Raw genomic sequence first — 21827 nt, forward strand, 5'->3', positions numbered from 1 at the left:
TGACCCACAAGCCACTACTGAGAAAAAGAACTGCCATAAAAATTTAAAGTAACAACCAAGCAAACATTCAACATCGCTTGGCAAAGTTGCAACCTATTCCTAATAGTTAGAATTGTTATAGATAGAGTATAAGTAGGTATGTACAATGAGAATAAGCACAAAGGAGATTGATGATGTCACAAGAAAATTCCAACCTGGACCCCGAAGAACTACTTCATTGCGCAATGGCAGCAAGCGCTGCAATGCAACATGACAGGGCAATTGACTTATTTAAGCGCAGCATCGAAGGTGAAGCACATCCCGCAAAACACTTAATGCTTGCTGCTGAGTATGCACAAGTTAAGCTGTTTGACCGTGCCATACAGGGAATGAAAAAGGCAATAGAAATGGAACCCCTTTTATGGGTAGCTCATTTTCAGCTAAGCCAAGTTTACTTAGTAAGTCAAAAAATCGCAGAGGCCAGGGAAGTTTGGCAATATTTAGCTAGCAGCCCGGAAGCTCCAGATTATTTTCAACTATTCTCCAGCGGCCTTCTATTAATAACAGAGGAAAAATACCCAGAGGGAATACAGTTACTCGAAAAGGGAAAAGAAAAGAATAATGAAAACCCAGCTTTAAACTCTGATATAGACAAGATAATTCAACTAACCTCCCCATCCGATACAGAGGGCAATACGACTGAAGCCTCAAGCAATATAGTCATGAATGAAATGTTACTTTCCAAATACGGATCAAACTAGCCACCATGAAAATAGAAAATCAACCCATCCCCTTCGCAGCCCCCCCTTCAAAATCAACTGCGACAGAGACAGCTAAAAAGGAAGCCCCCCCCTTCTCTACCGGCAGAGCCTCCGATCTCAAGTCATTAGTGACCGAAAGAATCCAAGGACTTCAAAGAGAAGGGGCCGATATCAAAAGACAACGCGAGGAATTAATCAGGATCATTTTAAATGAAGAGTTTTCACATAGAGTTCCAGGAGGCATGTTAAAAACTATAATTGAATCCGCATTAGAAAACGCAGAAACAAATAATGCTTATAAACAGAAGGTAGAACAGCTATTAAACGAAATAAATCAACAGAAATGCTAACAGAAAAACAAAATAACAAAGCCCCACTTTACAACCTTCATCAAAATCATCATTTATTTTATCTACGCAAAAATAAAAAAGATTGTAAGCTGAACCCCACAGGAAAAACAAAAATTCACCTACTCTGAATTAGACTACATACCTCACATTTACCCCCTTCGCAGCCTAACAGCCAATAAAGTAATAAATGCCTCGCAATAAAAATGAGAACCATCTCAATTAAAGACCCGCAGCTCTTTCAAGGTGGGGATTATAGAGCCTGGGCGCCACATTAAAAACGCAGAACACCAATTACGGCAAACGGTCACGTAGGAAGACCACTTAAAGAAGTTTGGTTTTGGTTTTATCACAGCGTTCACAGCGATATTCAGTAACCAACTTTCCCTGCTTTACGTCAAACTTGCGCTCGGTGACCACTTTCCATTTATGAAAACCTTCCCTGCACAGGGTGCTGCCCTTGTGCTTTTGCCAAGCGGTTTTTCTTTTGAAAGGAATAACATCTCCCATTTGTTCTCGCACAATAAAGTTTGAACACTAATTTTATTTTGGAACAATAAAGTTTGAACACTAATCACTTCAAGAGCCTAAATGTACCTTTGGGGTATCAAACAGGTGAGATAAATGAAGAGGTAAGTTGCTTCAAATTACACACACATACCGACAATTTTATCCTAAAAAAAGAAAAAATTAGATATAGCATACCAAAAAAATCTTTATTAAAAAAATTCTTTCTATTTATTTGCTTATTGGTTGGTTACAAATCTAGCGCTCATACCTCATCATTACAAGTGAACCACCCGATCTTTGATGGAATCCATCTAGATTTGTAGCAACGCAGCCACTAATCCTCGGCAATGGAGCGCTCAGTCAGAAAGGTCAGAAATAAAAGAGTTATCTAGGTGGTAAAGACACGTTGGTCTTGCCCACAAAAAGTAGACACTCTAACTATGCGTATTTTCGCTCATACTCTGCTGGACTTACATAGCCCAATGCAGAGTGCCTACGAACTCTATTGTAGAAAATCTCAATGTATTCAAACACCTCAGATTTTGCTTGCTCTTCGCTTTCGAATGTTCCGGCATAGACCAGCTCGACTTTTAGCCTGCTAAAGAATGATTCCATTGCCGCATTATCCCAACAGTTAGCCTGGCGACTCATACTCGGCTTGCACTTGCTTTCGGACAAGAGATCCTGGTATTTCTGCGATCGATATTGCACACCCCTGTCAGAGTGAACTAGCAGTCCAGGCTTTATTGGTCGTCGCTCTAGGGCCATTTTCAATGCTCGACGTGTCAATTCATCGGTCATCTGCGAGTCGAATGCCCAACCTACAATACGTCGAGAGTACAGATCCATAACTACCGCGAGGTATAGCCACCTATCCAGAACCCAGATATACGTAATGTCACTGGTCCAGCGGCAATTTGGTCGATCCACATCAAAGCAACGCTTAAGTAAGTTGGCGGAGACGTTAATGCTCCCCTCTACGGGCTGACTATATCGAAAGCCTTTGCCGTTTCTCGCTTTAATATGTTCCTGTTGCATAAGCTTAGCGACGTAGTTCCGCGAGCATGGCTCACCTAACTCTTGAAGCTCGCAAGCAATTCTAGGCGCGCCATAACGACCTTTAAACTCAACAAACGTCTCTCGGATTTTCTCGATTGTTCGTATCTCTCTAATCGTGCGAGCAGATGGCAATCGCCCCCGCCATCGATAATAACCCGATCTTGAGACTTCTAAACACCGACACATCAAGCTAACCGGGAATGACCCTACATGCTCTTGTATCAATGCGTACTTTACTCTTGGTGGTTCGCAAAGTACGCAGCTGCCTTTTTTAGAAACTCAACCTCCTGACGAGCTTCATGCAGCTCCTTCTTGAGTTTGCGAACTTCAGCGCTTTCCTGTTTGGAATAGTCGACACCGTCTAAACTATTGAACTGCTTATCAGACAGTCGATTAAATTGACGACGCCAGTTGTAGATCTGCTGTGCGCTGACGCCTAGCTCTCGCGCCACAGAAGCCGTTGTTGCTCCAGCCTTTTCCGCTCTCTTAACTGCTTCTCTGCGGAACTCCTCCGTATACGCCTGAGTTCTTTTCTTACCCATGATACACCTCCGTGTTAGGCCTAAACCTAACTATACAGGGTGTCTACTAAACGTGGGTAAGTCTTACGTCTAACGCCGCCCCCAGCTGCATTTCCCTACTTAACCAGGGAAATTAATAAACCCCAGCCCCCATAGCCTCTGAAATTCCCTATCAGATAGCAGGAATACACCTTTCGATAATCACAGATACTCAAGGTTCATATCTCTATCCAGAGATGGCTAATTCTGCGCTCTTGCAAGAGCGATCAATCGAGAATTACTCTCCTCCCAGTTTGCCTATGATAATTAGTAAGTGCCGGGAGGGTGCGCGTGCATTTTGAATTCAGAAGTAAAGTTTCAGCACACTATCCGCAACACAAACCAGGCGACCTGAACCTTCAACCTCTACCTCAATATGATTGATCATTTCCACACTACGCTTCGATGGCACCAGGGACTTTAAAGTCGTACGAGCTCGGATACGATTGCCAGTCTTAACTGGATAAGGAAAACGCACCTGTTCAAGGCCGCAGTTTATAATCATTCTAGCTTCAGGGTAAGGCGGTTTTTCCGGATTGACAGCATCGGTGAGCTCGGGAATTAGCGATAGGACCAAAAAGCCGTGGGCAATTGTGCCTCCAAACGGCGATTCAGCCCTTGCTCGTTCTGGATCAATATGAATCCACTGGCGGTCTCCAGTTACTTCGGCAAAACTGTCAATGCGCGACTGGTCAACTACAATCCAGCGCCCAATATATATCTGCTGACCAATACGTGCTTGCCAGTCTTGGTAGAAAGCGATGGCCTTAGGGTTCTTAATGACTTGTAATTCACGATTGGTAGCAGGATCAACAACCGGCCCAGCTTTCGAAGTCCATGAATTTTTAAGCAAGTTACTGATGTAATAGGACAACTGATGCAGGTGATTATCATGGGTGCTTTTGAGGTCCAAATTGTTAATCCGAGCCCTAAGCAACCTTTCCTTTTCCCTGATGTACTCGAGCACGTCCATCATCTCATCCTGTATTAATGACATTGAAGCAGCGTAACTGGACCTAAAATTAATTTTGTGCGGCAGCTACTTCCAACTCCACGTCTTGTTTCTAAAACGCCTTGCGGCTGAGTAGGTTAAAATGGTTTGTTTCCAATCGACCCAAAGGCGACAACGCCGGCGACTCCATCGCTACACAAAGCCAATAGCGTTGCGCCAACGTGCAAAGGTTAAACCAAAAGCTCCCCATTTCTCTTACCTTACACTCAAGCCACGTGGCTGGTTGCGAGTTAAGCAAAGATACAAGATCAAACTCGATCGTAGAAAAAGGCAGTCGAAGCCCCAAACCACACACTTTGGACACAGACTCTTTAATGCACCAAACCCTTGTTAACAATTCACAGTGAGCAGTGCTTGGGATAGTCATTACCTGGTCATATTGCTCTGGACTAAGTAAATGCCTGAAATTTAGACCTGAGCCCAGTTCACGAGCAAGGGGCTCCAGATCTATACCTGGATCAACGGTAGAGCTAAGCGCAATCGCGACCACACCACTAGCATGAGAAATACTAAATTTTATTGGGGCCACACTTTGGTTTAAAACTCTAGGCCTGCCTTGCTCATCAGGGAAAATTTCCCAATCTGCCGGCAAAATACTTACGCCACTTTTAGCGGATAAAACATAACGCAATAGGTAACGACCAAGCAGAAAATGTAGGCCCGCCGCTCGATTAACAATCCCACTATATCTTTTCTGCTCAGCCTCGCTAACTGTGGTGAAGACAGTTTGCGGATCATGCTCGATTAGAGTTTCAAACTCCTTCACGGTAGCAATCCAAAGACCTATATCCCTGTTAACTCCAGTCTTCATAGGGTCCGCTCAAAAAGAATAATGCAACTTAAACTCGATAAAATCCTCATCCCGTACTGGATACAGCCAAGTATCACTGCGGCCCACATTGAGGAATAAAAACGCCCGAGTTTCGATTCTAAAATAATCGCTCAGACGGTGTTCTAAGCCTAAGTCGAGGTAGTTGCCATGACTATCGAAGTCATAACTTATGACCCCTCGAAATTCGCTGTCACCGGTATCACCGAAGCTAGCTCTAAGGCCGACAAAGAGATCGTTCTGACCTAATGTTTCAGCTTGCTCATCCCTATCGTCGATTAGATATTCGGCGATCAAGGACAGATCTTGCATACTATCCGGTAGCGAATAAATCGGGTGCTCAAGGCCAACGTTTGCAGCAAAGAAACCTTGCTCCAGTTCGCGACCAGTTTTCGCTTCCAACTTCAAGGTCGTGTCGCCGAGGAGATAAAGTGTGTCCAGTAAAAAATTCTCGGTTTCGATGTAAAAGGGAGTCAACATCGTCGCTGAAGGGCTAGGCCTTACCAGTAGTGGCGCCCGCCTAGTGCCTCTGAAGTAACCGATCCCTGTTTCTAAATCACCAGCGTAAAAATGGCCTCGCAGAGCAACATCTCCACCTCTATTCGAGCTTTCAAAAAGTGCCCGGTCCGAAATCGGTAGTCCGAATGACGGGCGCTCTGGAAATTCTCGCTCACGAAAAGTTGGCAGATAGAATATCGATAGTTCGCCGTTATCAAAACGCAGACCTAAAGATGCGAAGGTCTGCCCCATCTTTTCCTTTCCGTCGATAGCTTGGCGCAAGTCAGCCTGATTAAGTACATTGACTATATTCAGAGATTCAGAAACGCCCCAAAAGAAAGTGCTAACACCAAGATTCAGCGATAACTGATCACGGCGCCAGTGAAGGCTGGCTTGGCGGATATCGGCATAACGACGCTCCCCATCCTGCTTATCCCAGCTACCAAACAACCGCAGCTTATAGCCAGTATCACCAATATCCCCCTCAGCATTTGCTTCAATTTCCAGCCCCGGTCCGAAGCGGTAGCTATCATCAATGGCCAGCGACTCCTCTTCTGCAAATATACGAGCCGTGGCCGCGATATCAACAGAATACTTGTCAACCTTGACCTCTGCGAGGACCGGCATAATGGTAAGGCTTAGACACAGCTGCACCCAAAACGCTAAACGCAAGACCCCCATACCCTTAATCCCGGAGTGTATTGCGATGGAAATTCGCAACTGAGAGACCGGTACCAAACTCGATGCGGCTATAGCTTAAGATCGTTACGTTTCCACTCTGCTGATTATGCATAACCACCTCCATGGGCCTCCAATAACGATCGTCGTAGAGGCGAAAATCCCTTGCGGAAAAAGTCTTGAGCAGCGTTTCCTTACGGTCGAAATAGTCTATACGGAAGATACGTCGAGCACTCTGATCAACCCAGACCCGCTGCCGGCTATATGCAGAGTGAGAGTCTTCTGGCACTCGGTCAATTACGTCACAAACCAGGGCACCATCTTCGCATGATTCCTCTCTCACGTAGGTATAGCGGAAATCGTCGACCGCCTTATCAGACAAGTCCTCGAACGAAAACTCACTACCGACGAACGCACCACTCTTATTGCGAGATGAGATCCTCTTAATACGGGAATAGGCAGGCAAATATAACCACTGCTTATCGGTATCCTCTAACTGCGGATGCGTTAGAAGCGCCGTGCCCCGGATATCGGCAGGAAAATTGAAGCGGATTAACGATTTGTCTCCACCCTCGTGACTCTCAAGTGAGCTGATCTGCAGTTCACGTCGAGTTTCATCTCCGGCCCTGTTGCGTAGAATCATCGTCAATTCGGCAACACTGTCGCCGTAACCAAGATCACGGTTATCCACTGCCACTGCGACCTCCCGCCCCTTTCTAACATCGCTAGCAGCGCCTTGAACCGGCAAACCGATTAGGCCACAAAGTATTGTCACTGGAAGGAGGAGACGGTAATCAGTTCGCATTATTTAGTTCCTTGTCGGTACGAAATTGCAGGTTCGACGTACGTGTCCTGCGCATAAAGGTTAGAACCAAGGCCGGTAGTAATATCAAGTCAAACACCAATGCCAACACAATAGACATCCCCGTGAGCATACCCATCTGGGCATTTTTCTCGAACGCCGAGGTCGACAATAGAAGGAAGCCTATCACTAGCAGCATTGAGCTAATCACGATCCCACCCATAGTCTTACTAATGGTTTCGCTTACGCTATCTTCAGGACTGAGCCCCCGCTTTAGACCGTTGACATACTGATAGAGGAAGTGAACTGTATCATCGACGATTATGCCGATCGCCATTGCCGACACCCCAGCCAGCCCCATTGAGATTTGACCATTAACGAGATACCAAAATCCAAATGCTGCCGCGACTGGAAGCAGGTTTGGAACCAAGCTCAATAGACCAATATCGAGTGAGCGGAATACCAGCATCAACGTCAATGAAATCACCACAAACGCTAGCGAGGCACCTTCAAGGAGACTTACAATATTTGATTGACCAATGTGGGAAAAAATCACTGCGGGACTGCTGTGATAGATATCAATGGAGCGAGGTTGGTTTTGCAATAACCACTCTTCGACCCGTTTTTCAAAAGCAATTAAGCCCACCGAGCTTAGATTCTTTAATCGTGCAGTCAGTTTCACCGAGGATTTATTCAAATTCACCTGATGGGTCACATCACGACCAAACGGCAACGACATCTCGTATAGCAGGAACTGCTGTGCAGCGGTAATTGTATCGCCAGGTAACCGGTAAGAGTCCTCATCACCACCATTCATCAAACGGTTAAGATCCTTGATTCGGTGCAGGGGGCTTGCAGTTGTAAAAACTTCTGGCTGCTCATGTAGCCAGTCATCGAATGTATCAAGAAACTGTAAAAACTCTGGCTGAAACATACCGTTCTGCTCTGGTACCGAGAGCGAGTAATCGATTGTATAAATACCAGAAAAGTGGCGATCGATACGTTCAGAATCAGCACGGAAGGGCTGCGACTCATCAAAATAGCGGATTAAATCATCGTTTAATTGATTCAATGGACTGAGTGCAGCGACGCATAGGGACAAAGGTAGCATTAGCCACAATATCCGCTGGCGGTAAGCGATAACCCAGCCTGACAACAAAGCCATGCGATTAATCAGTCGGTTGGCACCTGTTTCCCGCGTTGAAAAACGAATACGCAGCAGAAGCTGTGGTAGAACCGTCAACGACAAAAGTAGCGAGAAGAGCACACCTAAGGCAACTATATTGCCAAGATCTCGAAACGGCGGTGAGTCACTGAAATTCATCGCCAGAAAACCGATAATAGTAGTGACATGGCTCACCGCAATCGGCTTGAGATTGCGCCGGTAGGATTGCAAGACTGCTTCTTCACGAGAAACACCACTGCGTATCTGGCGCTGAATATAGCTGAGGATGTGGATGGCCGACGCTACTATCACCGTGAACATGATGATTGGAGCCGATACTGATGGCGCAGACAATTGAATACCGAGCCAACCAGCTAGACCCAAAGACCCTAGCAGTGCCAACACTACTACCGTCAAAATAGCGCCACCTGCAGCAGGTGATCCGAGAATTAGAGCAGCGCTGACCAGCACAAAAAGGATCATCAACGGTATCAGCGTGATGAAGTCTTTTTTTGCCGCCTGGAAAAAGGCACCGTTCATCTCCACCACACCGGTGACAAAAAAACGATGATCCGGATATTCCATCTTGAATGACTTAATCAATTCATCGACAGCACCGGTAACGGCTAGCACTTCGGCCTTATGGTCTAACCCTGGCAACCGAATGGTCGCATTGATCGCGGTAAATCGTCCGTTCTTACTAACCAAATTGCCAACCAAGTCCCTCTCACTACTAGCGGCAGTTTCAATAAAGGCGATCCTTTGCGGCGTCAATTCGTCAAGCTCGTAGACGAACTCCTCAATCAAAATATCATCGTCTTCAGCAGAGCTATAGGGGAAGTTCGTTAGCGAATCTACTCGAGAGACATGGGCCGTCCGCCACAACGCGCGTGTCATTTCATGTATAAGGCTCAGAGTACGCTGGTTGTAGATGTTGTCATCCACCGGTTCAATCATGATGAACACGTTATCAGTCGTGCTATAAGTATCTTGCATCTGCTCCAAGCGCAGTAGGTCACGATCGTTATCATCGAAGAAAACGCGATAATCACTGGCCAGCCCCATCCGTTTTAGGCCAACAGCCGACATCAATGTGAGCAACAGCACCAGCGCTAATAGCCACTTACTGGCGCCAGAGCGAATGATCCAATCGGTCTTTATATTTTTGTTCAAGGTATTTCTTTCCTTTCGGATAAAAAGGCTCGCAGCGGCACCATTACTCGCTCTACATCCTTCTCAACCCCCATTACCAGCTCCGACGCTCGACAACTAAGCCATTTACGTCCCACTAAGAAAAGCCCAGGCTCTGGAGTCCTTCCATAGTTTTCAATGAAGCCCCTCTCATCGACACAGTGCGGCAACTTTAGCCAGCTCGTTCGGTCGCAATAGCCTGTTGCCCAAATCACTGTATCTATGTCATGCCAACCGACGGAGTCGAAACGGATTTGACGGCCAGAGCACTCCAAAGCACGGCCAACAATCTTTACGCCTTTAGCCTTCAGCCGTCTATTGTTGTATTCACCACAGGGGACAGGGTTACGCTTTTTTAATATCTTCGCGATGAGGCTGTTCTTATCGGCGGAAAGGATACGCAAGCGATCAAGCCACCAAAAAATATCACGTCCGAACAAACGGTTGGGAGGCAGGCCACGTGGGGAACCCGTGGCCAAAAACACATTGCAACGTCCCGCTAGCCGGTCCACGATCTGACGCCCAGTAGCACCATCCCCAATAACGGCAACAGTGTGGCCATCAGAAATGACATCGGTTGAGGCGAGACTACCGTCTAGTTGCTGCACCTCTCCAGCAAGTTGGGAACTTATCGCCGGCACCTGGGGTATCTGATTAGCACCAGTTGCATTGACGATACTGGTGGCGAGCAGAGACGTGCCGTCGGCAAGGTCGACCTGAAAACTGCCGTTCGAAAGGCGATCGAGACCAACAACTTCACAGCCTTCTCGAACCTGAAGATCAAAGTGGCCTGCATAGCTGACCAAATAATCAGCTATTTCTACTGTAGTCGGGAAGCCCTCAGGATCGCCCGGAAAGGCTAGTCCTGGCAGGGCACAGAATTGACGTGAAGTGAATAGCTTCATACCTTCGAGCCGGTTACGCCAAACGTCGCCAATACTATCCCGTTCAAGCAGAAGGTAGTTGAGATCAGCCTGCTGCAGCATTCGTGCGGTGTGAAGACCGAACTGGCCTCCACCGATAACTATGCAATCAAGTCGCGACATCAACTGCGCTCCAAAGCTGTTCTTGAAAAATTCTTTTCGAGATGTGCCACAAGAGCGTTAATCGTTGGGTAGTCGAAGGCTAGCGTCGGATCGATGTCAACAGAGAGGTGGTCCTCCACCATAGTCGATAGCTGGACATGGTCTGCCGAGTCTAGACCTAGACTTGAGAAAGAGGTGTCACTGTGCTTATCAATCGAAAATTCTGGTGTCTTAGCAGCGATAAAATCTGTGATCTGTTCCACCAGGTTTTTCATTCTAAATTCATTCGTCATCTTATATTTCCTATCAACGGTTCATGCGAGCTGCGCCTCTTCGGCTGCAATCAGATCCCTGCAGGCAGTCCTACGAACTTTGCCGCTGGTGGTTTTCGGAATACCGCCAGGCTTGACCAGCAAAAGCTGGTCGAGGGCGACATCATGTGCCAACATCACTGCCTCACGCAGCTCCTGTCGGAGTTCATCGTGGTTTCGGTTAAGAAAGGCGTGGCGGCGAATCTCAACAATGGCTGCCAGTCGGTTTTGGCCATTGCTATCCACAGTGAAAACCGAGGCTCCGTTATTGCCTGCCGCATCAGGATGGTCACTACAGGTACGTTCAATATCGTATGGATAAAGGTTGCGGCCGCGCAGGATTAACATTTCCTTAATCCGCCCGGTGATATACAACTTATTGTCACGGACGAAGCCCATGTCCCCGGTTTTGAGGTAATAATGACCGTCGCAGGGCGATATACGAGCACCGAATTGCTGCTTACTAATCTCAAGGTTGTTAAGATAACCTTGTGCTATTGAGGCACCACTAATCCATATCTCACCAATACAACCCTCATCTGCTAGCCGGCCACTCTCCGGATCAACAACCTTCAAAATCATCCTTGGCGTGATACGACCGCAGCTAACCACTTGACGCCCCTCACCAGTAGATTGCAGTCGACCAGAGTCAAATGCTGCGGGATCGAAAGCCAGGGTTTCAATGCCTACGCCTTTCGGTCCTCCAGAGACAAACAAAGTGGTTTCAGCCATGCCGTAGCAGGGAAAGAAAGCAGTAGAGGAAAAACCGTAAGGCTGGAAACGTTCAGCAAATATCCTCATAGTGTCGGCGCTGACAGGCTCAGAGCCATTCAAAGCCACCTTCCAGCAACTCAGGTCTAATCCCGATAAGTCCTCTCGCTCACCTATGAACTTGATGCAGTGCTCATAGCCAAAATTAGGTGCAGCAGAGCTATGAATTCGATAGTGAGATATCAATTCTAACCACCGGCGTGGACGCTGAACGAACTTCATCGGTGGCATGAAGACGTAGGTACCACCAAGGAACAATGGCTGCAGCATATGGCCTATCAGTCCCATATCGTGGAACTGTGGCAGCCAGCCGCCAGCAATTACACCTTCGCGGTGGCCACACGCCTGCTGGATAGCCAATTGGTTATCGATAATGTTGGCGTGACTTACCATCACACCTTTGGGTAGATCAGTAGAGCCTGAGGTGTACTGAACAAACGCCAACTCATCTGGAGCCGGAAGAGGTAACTCTACATCTTTAGCAGCACCAACCTGCTGCTCATCAATCCAGGCCTGGTCGCCCAAATTAATCGCCGGTAATTCTGCTAATTGCTCAAATAGCTGTTCACGAGTCTCAGCGGTCGTCAGAATGGCTTTGGTCTTTGCATCACCAAGAATACGAACAGTGCGCTCTAATTGCTGAGCATTGCGACTCAGGTTCAGGGGTACAGCAATGACGCCAGCCGCGAGGCAGGCGAGGAAGTTGACCACAAAATCAAGACCAGCAGGGAAAAGCAGAGCAAGCGGCTGGCCTCTATATCCGCGCTCGACTAACAGTCGGGCCCGTTCCAGTACCTGCTGATTCAGTTCACCGTAACTCAGCGATAGAGCACTATCAGGCCCATGAGGCTGGAATACGCAGGCGGTACGGCTAGGCTCATTAACCACGTGTCGGGCGAACTGATCCATGAAGCGCTGAGCTGGAAAAATCTTATCCGTCATGAGCCCAACTCCTCACCCTTTAAAGCTCATGCTTTTGAGCTGTGCCACGCACCGCTGCAATGAATCAACAAAACGATCTATATCATCAAGGCTGGTAAAGCGGCCGAAGCTAATCCTGATCGCACTTTGTATTTCTTCATCACTTAGCCCCATTCCTTGTAATACAGGCGATAGTTGACGGGTCTTGTTGTTACTGCATGCAGAGCCAATCGACACCACAATCCCATCTTTCTTTTCCATTAACAGAGCAAGCGCCTCACCCCGAATGCCTGGAATCGATAGGTTTAAGGTATTGGAAATCGCCCCCTCATAATGACTAGCACCATTGATATGTGTTTCGATAGAGGATTTGCCAAGCTGTTCGATCAAGTGCTGTTTGCACTTCAGACAGTGATGATCCCAGTACTCAAGCTCCCTGCGACATTCGTCAGCAGCCTCACCGAGTCCGGCGATAGCGACCAAATTCTCGGTACCAGAGCGCATTGCCATCTCTTGTCCACCACCATGAATCAAGGGAGATATGCGATCTATATTCTGGATATATAGGCCGCCAATACCCTTGGGACCATAGAATTTGTGTGCGGAAAAAGAAACAAAATCAGCACCTAATGCCTCGACATCAAGAGGCCGCTTACCTACTGCTTGCACTGCGTCGACATGGAACGGAATGCCTCGGGAGCGGGTCAGCCTTGCCACCTGATCCACAGGTTGAATAACGCCGGTTTCATTGTTCGCATACATCATGGAAATCAATCTGGTGTCAGGCCGGATAGCTTCAGCGACAGCCTCAAAACTGACGGCGCCACTCGGTCCCGGCTTCAAGCAGGTGACTTCGAATCCGAATTGGTGGGCGCAGTATCGGATAGTTTCTAGAACTGAAGGGTGCTCAATCGCCGTGGTTAGGATATGGCCGGCCCTACCCAGGTCGTTCATCAGGCTTCCTTTAATAGCCCAGTTATTGGCTTCAGAACCGCCGGAGGTAAAGAAAACTTTTTCCGGCGCGGTACCCAGTAGGCTAGCGACATGGGTCTTTGCTCGCTGGATTAGCTCACGATTACTGGTCGAAGGAAGCGTACGCCCCGATGGATTAGCAAAGAGCCGAAGCGCAGAGGACATAGCCGTAGCTACAGCCTCCGACACCGGGGTTGTGGCGTTGTAGTCGAAGTAACCCTCAATCGAGTGAGCATTTGTCATGGCATCACCTCCCGACAATCTTTGCCAACTAAGCTCAGCAACCTATGATGAAGCTGCTGCAAAATCTCAACACAATGGTGTTGTGATGGCTCTAGTTCACCAAGCATGCCTTCTATTTCGCTACTTGTTCTCCCGGCAAGCTGTTCCGGTGCCAACCCCTCAAGCGAGGCACAGAAAATGTTGGCCGTCGCCACCGAAGTAGCGCAGCCCCAAGCTCTAAAGCGAGCACTGTCAATCAGTCCATTGGTGATGTTGATCTGAACGCGAATCCGATCTCCACATACTGGATTGCCAATTTCATATTCGTAATTGGGTTCGTTGATATCACCGACATGAGCCGGGTCGGAAAAGTTGTCAATGATGATGTCGTTGTACATGTTGTAGCTCCATCTTGGACAGCTGTAATTAGGCGACGACTGGACAACTGCCGCTAGCAGCCTGCTCTGCGTCCAAATCTTCAAGCCGCTTATCTAAATTAACCGCACAGCAACCAAATTCTTTTGACTCAGGTAGGCGCATTACATACTGCATGCGTTGACCACTTCTTCCCGAACGACTCGCTTCAGGCAACAGTCGCACCAAGTCCTCAGTAAGCATGAAACCAGGCGTCGAACGTGCGAGAGGGTCAAGAATTGCCAATTGGCCGGTCTGGCCCGGTTCGACCTCTCGATCTAGTTGTTTGGGGTCTCTTACCGAGAAATGAACGAAGGGGGAGACATGCTTGATTCCATACTCATCGTCAATAGCAATGACATTGGATTCAACCAAGGCGTAGATGTCACGGATCTGGCTCTCTTCAACGCCCAAGTACTCGATACATTCACTGTTGAATTCTGCACGTGACAACATCTGGCCTGAGAAGCGCTTCCACCCCCCAAGAGTGATGATGTAACTACTCTTATCGAGTTTAATTCGGGTGTTGGTAGCTTTGAGGTAGCTGATAAAACGATTGATCAGGAATGGAGGACCAATCAAATGGCGACTGAATTTATCATTCCAATCCTCAAGCTGTTCTAAGGCCTCTTCGGGCTTAAAAGATTCTTGCCGAACCATGAATCTATGAGTGTCCAGCAGACCTGCGAGCATATTGAGGGCCTTGATCATGCCCATTTCAGGAATTTCCTCGGTTGAGGGGCAAAGATAAAGGCCGGCACCTTTGGAGATCTTTAGGAATTCGCGATACATCGAGTAAATCCCCAGCACCGCATTGTCAACGGTGTCCGCGCAGCGGCGCGAAACGCTGGGAATACCAGAGGTACCTGTGCTTCGCATTTCTAGCTCTACATCACGTAGGCTGACTGAAAGTAACTTATGGCTATCGTTTGATTTAAAAAGCTCAATGGGAATCAGAGGTATTTTGATCAGGTCAGCTGGGGTTGAGATCATATCCGGTGTCACTCCTTTGCTATCGCAAGCGGAGCGGAAAAAAGCATTGTTCTCATAGTGATAAGCGAATGCCTCATGGATCAAGCCTGTCTTGAAATCCAGTAAGTTATCCTCTGTCATCGAATAGAGTTCCGCCACAGATGACAGTGCCACCTTTAAAGGGTCTAACCCGTTTTCCTTGAGTATGTTTTGTAACTGTATCGACATTTCAATCTCCATTTTTAAAGTCAAATAAGACACGGCCTCAATCGTCTATGCGGAGGCATTTAGGCTATTTTTTTACTGTTTTAATCAAGCTGATATATATCAAAAAACTTAACAAAAACCTCAAAGCTTGAATTAAGAATGGTTTAAACATCAGAGAATTTAGAACTCGACTGAAAGACCCATCCGGGAATCATGCCGGGTAAACCTGCCGGGTAAATCTGCCGGGTAAATCTGCCGGGTAAATCTTTGACCACCATCAAGAGTCTCTACTTATCGATTCTATTTATTATTTTCCGAGAGAAATATTAAACACATTAGAAATTTTAACAATCACTTCAAAGTAATTTTCTTTATTTTTTTATTTTTCTTGCCGCGTAGTATGGTTTTTTTTTGCTACATGACCAGCCCCTCTCACTTACACCCACTTACAATCTTACCCCTTCAAATTACCTCTAAAAATTAGCCAGAACAATCGGTCCGCCAATCACATAAAAATCATCTTGCGATCATGAACTCACAACAAAACGAACAGGCTTTATACATATTTTTTTTACTATTGAAGCTTGCACTCACACCTGAACTCCGACTCCCAACGGGAAACCCAAGAAAGCACCTTGCCGCCAATTACAGCAAATTACAGCTTATATTTTGGTAACATATTGTGACCAGCCAATTAACAAATATAAACTATTTGATGACAAGCTTAATAGAATTAATTCAATCTTAGGGGTAGAGTAAATTCGCACAAATATTCAAGCTTACATTGTCGTTTTTCCTCAATCTTTAATCTCCCTGCTATTTTTCAGCAGAAAATTCGTATTTTTAAGTAAAGATTGATACATCACATTCATATAAACCACACCACAATTAACAACACGCCCCGCAACACCAAGTAATTTATTGGATATTTTTTTATTACAACGATCTACTTTAAGGAGAATAGTACCAAGTAAGGCGCAACTGTACTTCCACCTCCTTTTCTTTTACCTACACCAACTAAACGCCATTAATTCTCATGACTAAAATAGAAAACTCAGTCTCATTTATGACAACCATCCATAATAATCTATTTATTACTCTTTATTTTTTAACTATCAATAAAAAATTATCCACATTATCTTTGCGAGATTCCCTATTGCACAATTAAAACCACAGAAACAATGGCCATTTTCAACACACAAAAAACCAGAATACCGCTTTAGACATCCCTCAGAAATACCCAATCGTGCTTACACATTTTATTACCATGGGAAAATATCTATTCAGCAGGCACTTTAGAAGCATCCACCAAACTAAAAATGCTGAAAGCTGAGCACCAGGGATAGATTTACCTACATCCGCCGATGAACTGAAAAACATTATCTTTGCCGGCCAGCTTAAAGAAGCACTACAAAATCGGCTTCAATTATAAAGCGCATACCAAACCTCGTAGATGTGGCTGAAGATAAGATCTGATTTCTAGCTAACTTTAGGAGTACTTTGCAAAATGAGAGAGCATACGGCACACGCAATCTACGTAACATTTTCTTATTTCATCTAGCAATGGCGATATTTAGTATCAAAAGAAACAGAACACCTTCCTAGTACCTCCGAGCCACCTCCCAATTAAGCCCCATACTTCACCCTAACTTAGTGTTAAATTATTAAACTCAACTTTCCCACCAAAAGTATCCACTAGACCGGAAGTTATGAAGAGTATAAATTTTTACAGGCACAGAACCACACACTTAATTGAAAATCGTTATCATTACCAATATTACCTATAGAATATGAGCGACAGAGAACTTTCTGAAACATCTAACTCGATGAAACAGCTGCTCGACAATTATTTGCCATACGGCTTTAAGACTGAAGAGATATAGATCAAATCACCGATCTAAAGCATTGCACCATACTTTGCCATGAAGCTCACCTAGTAGACATTAATGTCGCGGCTCAATATTCTTTTCAACAGAAGGTACGTATCAATTTTTAGTTACAGTCGGCTAAAAATTTAGAGCTATAAAAAAAACACTTGAGGACTTCTTAGGCTTTTATGCCCCAATGAAAGATATTCAACACCTAACAATACTTCGACTAGATCCTTTGGAGGCTGTAAGGGAATATTCGGCAGCATATAATAATAAAATTTCTGCCTAGACCATCTAGGTCAAAGGTGAAAAAAGTGCGTCATGTCATAACGCATTAAAATGGATGCACAAAACTGCTCTATGAGAGAAAAGCACTCATAAGTTCGCCAACTCAAACCTTAAGGGATCATTGCATCTTTTGCTCTCAGAAATTAGTGACAAGCATCTTCAGGTAAGACTCCCATTGATCTACAAACTATTTTAGACAAGCCACTAAGAAGTTGATATTACTCATACTATTAAAACCTTAAGGTCACTTAGGATATTTTGGCTTTTCGAGTGGACTCCCTCGCCTCTTTAAGAATCAAAAAACCACCTCGAGTGACAACAGCCGAAATTATTAAGCCTATAGCAAGATCAGGAAAACGACTATCGATTACCGCCACTAGTAGTCCTGACACAATCACTCCTAAATTTGCGACAACATCATTGGCTGAAAAAATCCAAGCGGCTCTCATATGTACACCCCCTTCCCTATACTTTGATATTATTAGGAGGCAAACAACATTTGCTAACAAGGCAGAGGCCCCTATTGATATCATTAGTATACTTTCTGGCTCGCTTCCAAAAAGTGATCTCCTACAAACCTCATACAACACCCACAATCCCAATATAATTTGAATTATTCCACTGACATTAGCTGCCTTAGCTTGATATATAACCCCTCTACCTACAACAAATAAAGAGATCCCATACACAGCAGCATCAGCCAACATATCTAGAGAGTCAGCAATCAGTCCTGTTGACTGAGCAAACCATCCAAGAATTAATTCAAACACAAACATAATTGCGTTGATCACTAGCAGCACCATTAAAGTGCTTCTCTCTAATTTATCTGCTTGCTCTACACCGCAACCACATTCAGACATATTCATGCCCTCTCTAAACAGAACTCCACTTAGGGATATTTATGTTTTAAACATCAACAATTACTTACTTCAAATTCTCTCTCGAGGCTAGATCCTGTCTTTCTTTAAAAATTCAGATCATATTTATTAGTCAACCTCATGAGAAGTCAAATTACAATTCACTAAAATCAGAGATCAAGGGCACCAGCACTTCCGCCCACTCAATTTAGGACCTATAAAGGTTGGCATTGAACTAGAATAAAAATCTGCAAGCAGTAAACTCATACTAAACCTACACACTAAAAACCCGTCACTCCATTGAGGCAATAGAAACATCTATTATTTTCTATTTATCTTATATAAATATCAAGCGCATCCATTTCTTTCATGCTCAAAAATGAACCAACAAACACTTAAATATTTTCATTAAAATTTTGCTCACCCCTACCTAAATATAAGCAAAGGTGAGCATCATAAATTATGTTTATATTTTCAATATACCTTCTCTTCCATGCACTATCCGATAAAGCAATGGCAGTACAAACAAGGTTAGGAGAGTAGAAGAAATTATGCCTCCAATTACCACCGTAGCTAGTGGTCTTTGAACCTCTGCTCCAGTACCTACATTCAAAGCCATAGGAACAAAACCGAGACTTGCAACCAACGCAGTCATCAATACTGGACGCAGGCGGATCATAGCACCATCGATAATGGATGTGAGCAACTCACCACCTTGCTGACGAAGTTGTCGGATGAAGGAGAGCATTACCAAACCGTTTAACACCGCCACACCAGATAGTGCAATAAATCCTACTCCAGCAGAAATAGATAAAGGCATATCGCGCAACCATAGGGACAAGACACCTCCAGTAAGCGCCAGGGGTACTCCACTGAAAATAATTAAGGCATCCTTGAATGAACCAAAGGCCATCACCAGAAGTCCCAGAATTACCAATAGTGTCAGTGGAACCACTATTGAGAGGCGAGTACTGGCGGATTCCAATTGCTCGAAAGTGCCGCCGTATACTAGCCAGTAACCTGCAGGCAAAGAGACCTGCTGATCAATACGGCTCTTCGCCTCTTCAACAAAGGACCCCAAATCACGGTCGCGGACGTTGGCAGTTACCACAACACGGCGCTTACCATTTTCCCGGCTGATCTGGTTGGGGGCAGGGGTCATTTCCAAGTTAGCAACTTCTGACAAGGGCACATAGCTACCCAATGGGCTACCAGTAGGTAACGGAACAGGTAAATCCCCAAGGTTCTCATAGTCTCGTCGCAAGCCTTCCGGCAGACGCACTACCAGATGAAAACGGCGATCGCCTTCGTAAATCAATCCAGCCTCTTCACCTCCAATAGCCGCTGAAACCAAATCTTGCAAGGTTTGCAGATCTATTCCATAGCGGGCGAGTGCGATTCGATTCGGCACTATTGATAGAATCGGTAGACCCTCCACTTGTTCTACACGAGCATCAGCAACACCCTCAATTCCATTTAGCACACCGAGAATTTCATTTGAAGAAGCCACCAGCTGATCCAGATCATCACCGAATACTTTAATACCCAGGTCTGCACGTACGCCGGAAATTAGTTCATTAAAGCGCATTTGGATTGGTTGGGTGAACTCGTAGTTATTTCCCGGTAACTGACGCACAGCTTCTTCGATTTCAGCAACCAATTGTTCCTGGGGCAGTTTCGGATCGGGCCATTGGTCACGGGGCTTCAGGATCACAAAATTGTCGGCTACATTTGGCGGCATTGGGTCTGTTGCTACTTCTGGTGTACCAATTTTTGCGAATACTTTATCTACTTGAGGAAACTCCTTAATACGCTGCTCCAACAAGCTTTGCATTTCTACAGATTGCTCTAAACCGGTACCAGGAATACGCAGGGCGTGTAAAGCGATATCACCCTCATTGAGCTGAGGAATAAATTCAGAACCCAGTGTTGTTGCAAGCCAGCTGCAGAACAGTACTAATGCAAGAGCCCCAGAAAGTACTAACCAGCGCACTTTCATTGCAGCAATCAACAGTGGTTTATATAAAGATTTGGTCGCAACAATAACTTTGTTTTCATTTTCACTGATTTTACCTGTCAGGAAAACAGCAACTGCTGCAGGCACAACGGTCAATGAAAGCACCAGTGCAGCGAGTAAAGCCATCACTACAGTGGCAGCCATGGGGTGGAACATCTTCCCTTCCACACCTGTAAGCGAAAATAGAGGGATATACACCACGGTAATGATCAAAACACCAAACAAACTTGGGCGAATCACTTCGTTGGTAGCTTGGAATACTAGCTCCAAACGCTCTTGTAGGGGCAGCTTGCCTCCGTTGCGATGCTGGGCTTCGGCAAGTCGGCGAATCGCGTTCTCCACAATTATCACGGCCCCATCGACAATCAGGCCAAAGTCAAGGGCTCCGAGACTCATCAGATTGGCGGAAACACCCGTTTGCACCATGCCGAAAATGGTGGCAAGCATGGAAAGCGGGATTACCGCTGCAGTAATAAAGGCGGCTCGAATATTTCCCAGCAACAAGAACAATACCACGATAACCAGCAGCGCACCCTCAACAAGGTTTTTTTGCACTGTAGCGATAGCTTTATCTACCAGAGTGGTCCGATCATAAACCGCCTCTACCTTAATACCTTCAGGTACGGTTGATTTTATTCGCTTTAAGGCTTCCGCTACACTTCGAGCTACCTCCCGGGAGTTTTCCCCTACCAGCATCATAGCTGTGCCCAATACGGTCTCTTCACCATCGCGAGTGGCAGCACCGGTGCGAAGCTCTTTTCCAATAGCTACTTCGGCTACATCCGAAATTTTAACCGGCACCCCGGCGCGACTGGTAATTACCACATCCTCAATTTCGGCAATATTTCGCAACTGCCCTGGTGAACGCACCAGAAGTTGCCGTCCATTCCCCTCCAAGTAACCAGCGCCGCGACTTTCGTTATTGCGGCTCAGCGCTAGAGCGATATCTTCCATGGATACGCCAAAGTTAAGCATCTGTCGAGGTTCGGGTGTTACGTGATACTGCTTGTTATAGCCACCGATGGTATTAACTTCAGTAACTCCGGGGACTAAGGATAATTGCGGTTTTATAATCCAATCTTGAATTTCCCTCAGTGAAGTGGCGTCGTAAGGCTGCCCATTGGGCTGGGTGGCGCCAGGCAGAGCCTCCACTGTGTACATAAAAATCTCACCGAGTCCGGTAGCAATGGGACCCATTTCAGGCTCTAACTCCGGAGGCAAATGACTTTTAATACTACTGAGACGGCTATTAATTAAGTTCCGAGCAAAATAGAGATCTGTACCCTCTTTAAAAACAACAGTGACCTGGGACAAACCGTAGCGAGAGAGCGAACGGGTATATTCTAAATTAGGCAAGCCGGCGAGTGCCGCCTCCACAGTGTAAGTAATCCGCTGCTCCGCCTCTAAAGGTGAATAACCAGGAGCCTCGGTATTAATCTGTACCTGAACATTGGTGATATCGGGAACCGCATCAATTGGAAGTCTCTGATAACTCCAAACCCCCAGGCCCACCAATACAAAGATCAGGGACAGTACGAAGTAGCGCCGCTCAATTGAGAAGCGCAGTATACTTTCAATCATCTTCTGG

At 45.9% G+C, this 21827-nt stretch carries 18 protein-coding genes; 2 read left to right on the plus strand and 16 right to left on the minus strand.

Going from position 1 to position 21827, the window contains the following annotated elements; translation table 11 throughout:
• The first annotated feature begins 173 nt into the window (after positions 1–173).
• On the plus strand, positions 174–740 hold the full coding sequence (locus ACJJIY_RS21955; RefSeq protein WP_445358833.1) for a tetratricopeptide repeat protein: 567 nt from the start codon (positions 174–176) through the stop codon (positions 738–740).
• A 5-nt stretch (positions 741–745) separates the two neighbouring features.
• Positions 746–1090 carry a hypothetical protein gene (locus tag ACJJIY_RS21960; protein WP_445358834.1) on the plus strand — a complete coding sequence of 115 codons (345 nt, stop codon included), beginning with the start codon at positions 746–748 and terminating at the stop codon, positions 1088–1090.
• Between the two features lie 321 nt (positions 1091–1411).
• On the opposite strand, the gene ACJJIY_RS21965 is transcribed toward ACJJIY_RS21960, so the two are convergent.
• The 16 genes from ACJJIY_RS21965 to ACJJIY_RS22040 form a co-directional block, all read right to left on the minus strand.
• Entirely contained in the window at positions 1412–1597 is a 186-nt protein-coding gene (locus tag ACJJIY_RS21965) for a hypothetical protein (RefSeq protein WP_445358835.1), read from the minus strand.
• A 438-nt stretch (positions 1598–2035) separates the two neighbouring features.
• Positions 2036–2881 carry an IS3 family transposase gene (locus tag ACJJIY_RS21970; RefSeq protein WP_282933833.1) on the minus strand — a complete coding sequence of 282 codons (846 nt, stop codon included), beginning with the start codon at positions 2879–2881 and terminating at the stop codon, positions 2036–2038.
• An 8-nt stretch (positions 2882–2889) separates the two neighbouring features.
• Positions 2890–3198, minus strand: coding sequence for a transposase (locus ACJJIY_RS21975; protein WP_282933834.1), 309 nt, complete (start codon positions 3196–3198; stop codon positions 2890–2892).
• Between the two features lie 322 nt (positions 3199–3520).
• Positions 3521–4213: a MaoC family dehydratase gene (locus tag ACJJIY_RS21980; RefSeq protein WP_282933835.1), complete on the minus strand. Its 693-nt coding sequence runs from the start codon at positions 4211–4213 to the stop codon at positions 3521–3523.
• 67 nt (positions 4214–4280) lie between these two features.
• Positions 4281–4994, minus strand: coding sequence for a 4'-phosphopantetheinyl transferase family protein (locus ACJJIY_RS21985; RefSeq protein WP_172975418.1), 714 nt, complete (start codon positions 4992–4994; stop codon positions 4281–4283).
• 54 nt (positions 4995–5048) lie between these two features.
• Positions 5049–6236: a hypothetical protein gene (locus ACJJIY_RS21990; RefSeq protein ID WP_152454482.1), complete on the minus strand. Its 1188-nt coding sequence runs from the start codon at positions 6234–6236 to the stop codon at positions 5049–5051.
• Between the two features lie 4 nt (positions 6237–6240).
• Positions 6241–7038, minus strand: a complete 798-nt coding sequence (locus ACJJIY_RS21995) for an outer membrane lipoprotein-sorting protein (RefSeq protein ID WP_152454483.1) — start codon at positions 7036–7038, stop codon at positions 6241–6243.
• On the minus strand, positions 7028–9373 hold the full coding sequence (locus ACJJIY_RS22000; RefSeq protein WP_152454484.1) for an efflux RND transporter permease subunit: 2346 nt from the start codon (positions 9371–9373) through the stop codon (positions 7028–7030). The genes ACJJIY_RS21995 and ACJJIY_RS22000 overlap by 11 nt, the downstream gene beginning before the upstream one ends.
• A complete protein-coding gene (locus tag ACJJIY_RS22005) occupies positions 9370–10437 on the minus strand; it encodes a flavin-containing monooxygenase (protein WP_152454485.1) in 1068 nt (355 codons plus the stop codon). The genes ACJJIY_RS22000 and ACJJIY_RS22005 overlap by 4 nt, the downstream gene beginning before the upstream one ends.
• Positions 10437–10709, minus strand: coding sequence for an acyl carrier protein (locus ACJJIY_RS22010; protein ID WP_216646255.1), 273 nt, complete (start codon positions 10707–10709; stop codon positions 10437–10439). Before ACJJIY_RS22010 ends, ACJJIY_RS22005 begins: the two co-directional genes overlap by 1 nt.
• Before the next feature lie 21 nt (positions 10710–10730).
• A complete protein-coding gene (locus ACJJIY_RS22015) occupies positions 10731–12440 on the minus strand; it encodes a fatty acyl-AMP ligase (protein WP_152454486.1) in 1710 nt (569 codons plus the stop codon).
• Positions 12441–12452: 12 nt separating this feature from the next.
• The gene (locus tag ACJJIY_RS22020; RefSeq protein WP_152454487.1) at positions 12453–13634 is read right to left on the minus strand and encodes a cysteine desulfurase family protein; all 1182 of its coding nucleotides are present in this window, start codon (positions 13632–13634) and stop codon (positions 12453–12455) included.
• Positions 13631–14011, minus strand: a complete 381-nt coding sequence (locus tag ACJJIY_RS22025) for an iron-sulfur cluster assembly scaffold protein (RefSeq protein WP_152454488.1) — start codon at positions 14009–14011, stop codon at positions 13631–13633. The genes ACJJIY_RS22020 and ACJJIY_RS22025 overlap by 4 nt, the downstream gene beginning before the upstream one ends.
• A gap of 28 nt (positions 14012–14039) precedes the next feature.
• Positions 14040–15227, minus strand: a complete 1188-nt coding sequence (locus tag ACJJIY_RS22030; protein WP_152454489.1) for a LuxE/PaaK family acyltransferase — start codon at positions 15225–15227, stop codon at positions 14040–14042.
• A 2386-nt stretch (positions 15228–17613) separates the two neighbouring features.
• The gene (locus ACJJIY_RS22035; RefSeq protein WP_253868658.1) at positions 17614–18231 is read right to left on the minus strand and encodes a cation efflux transmembrane domain-containing protein; all 618 of its coding nucleotides are present in this window, start codon (positions 18229–18231) and stop codon (positions 17614–17616) included.
• A 457-nt stretch (positions 18232–18688) separates the two neighbouring features.
• Positions 18689–21820, minus strand: a complete 3132-nt coding sequence (locus ACJJIY_RS22040; protein WP_152454490.1) for an efflux RND transporter permease subunit — start codon at positions 21818–21820, stop codon at positions 18689–18691.
• Positions 21821–21827 lie beyond the last annotated feature (7 nt).

It is taken from the genome of Microbulbifer maximicatervae (SeqCode), assembly GCF_052468155.1.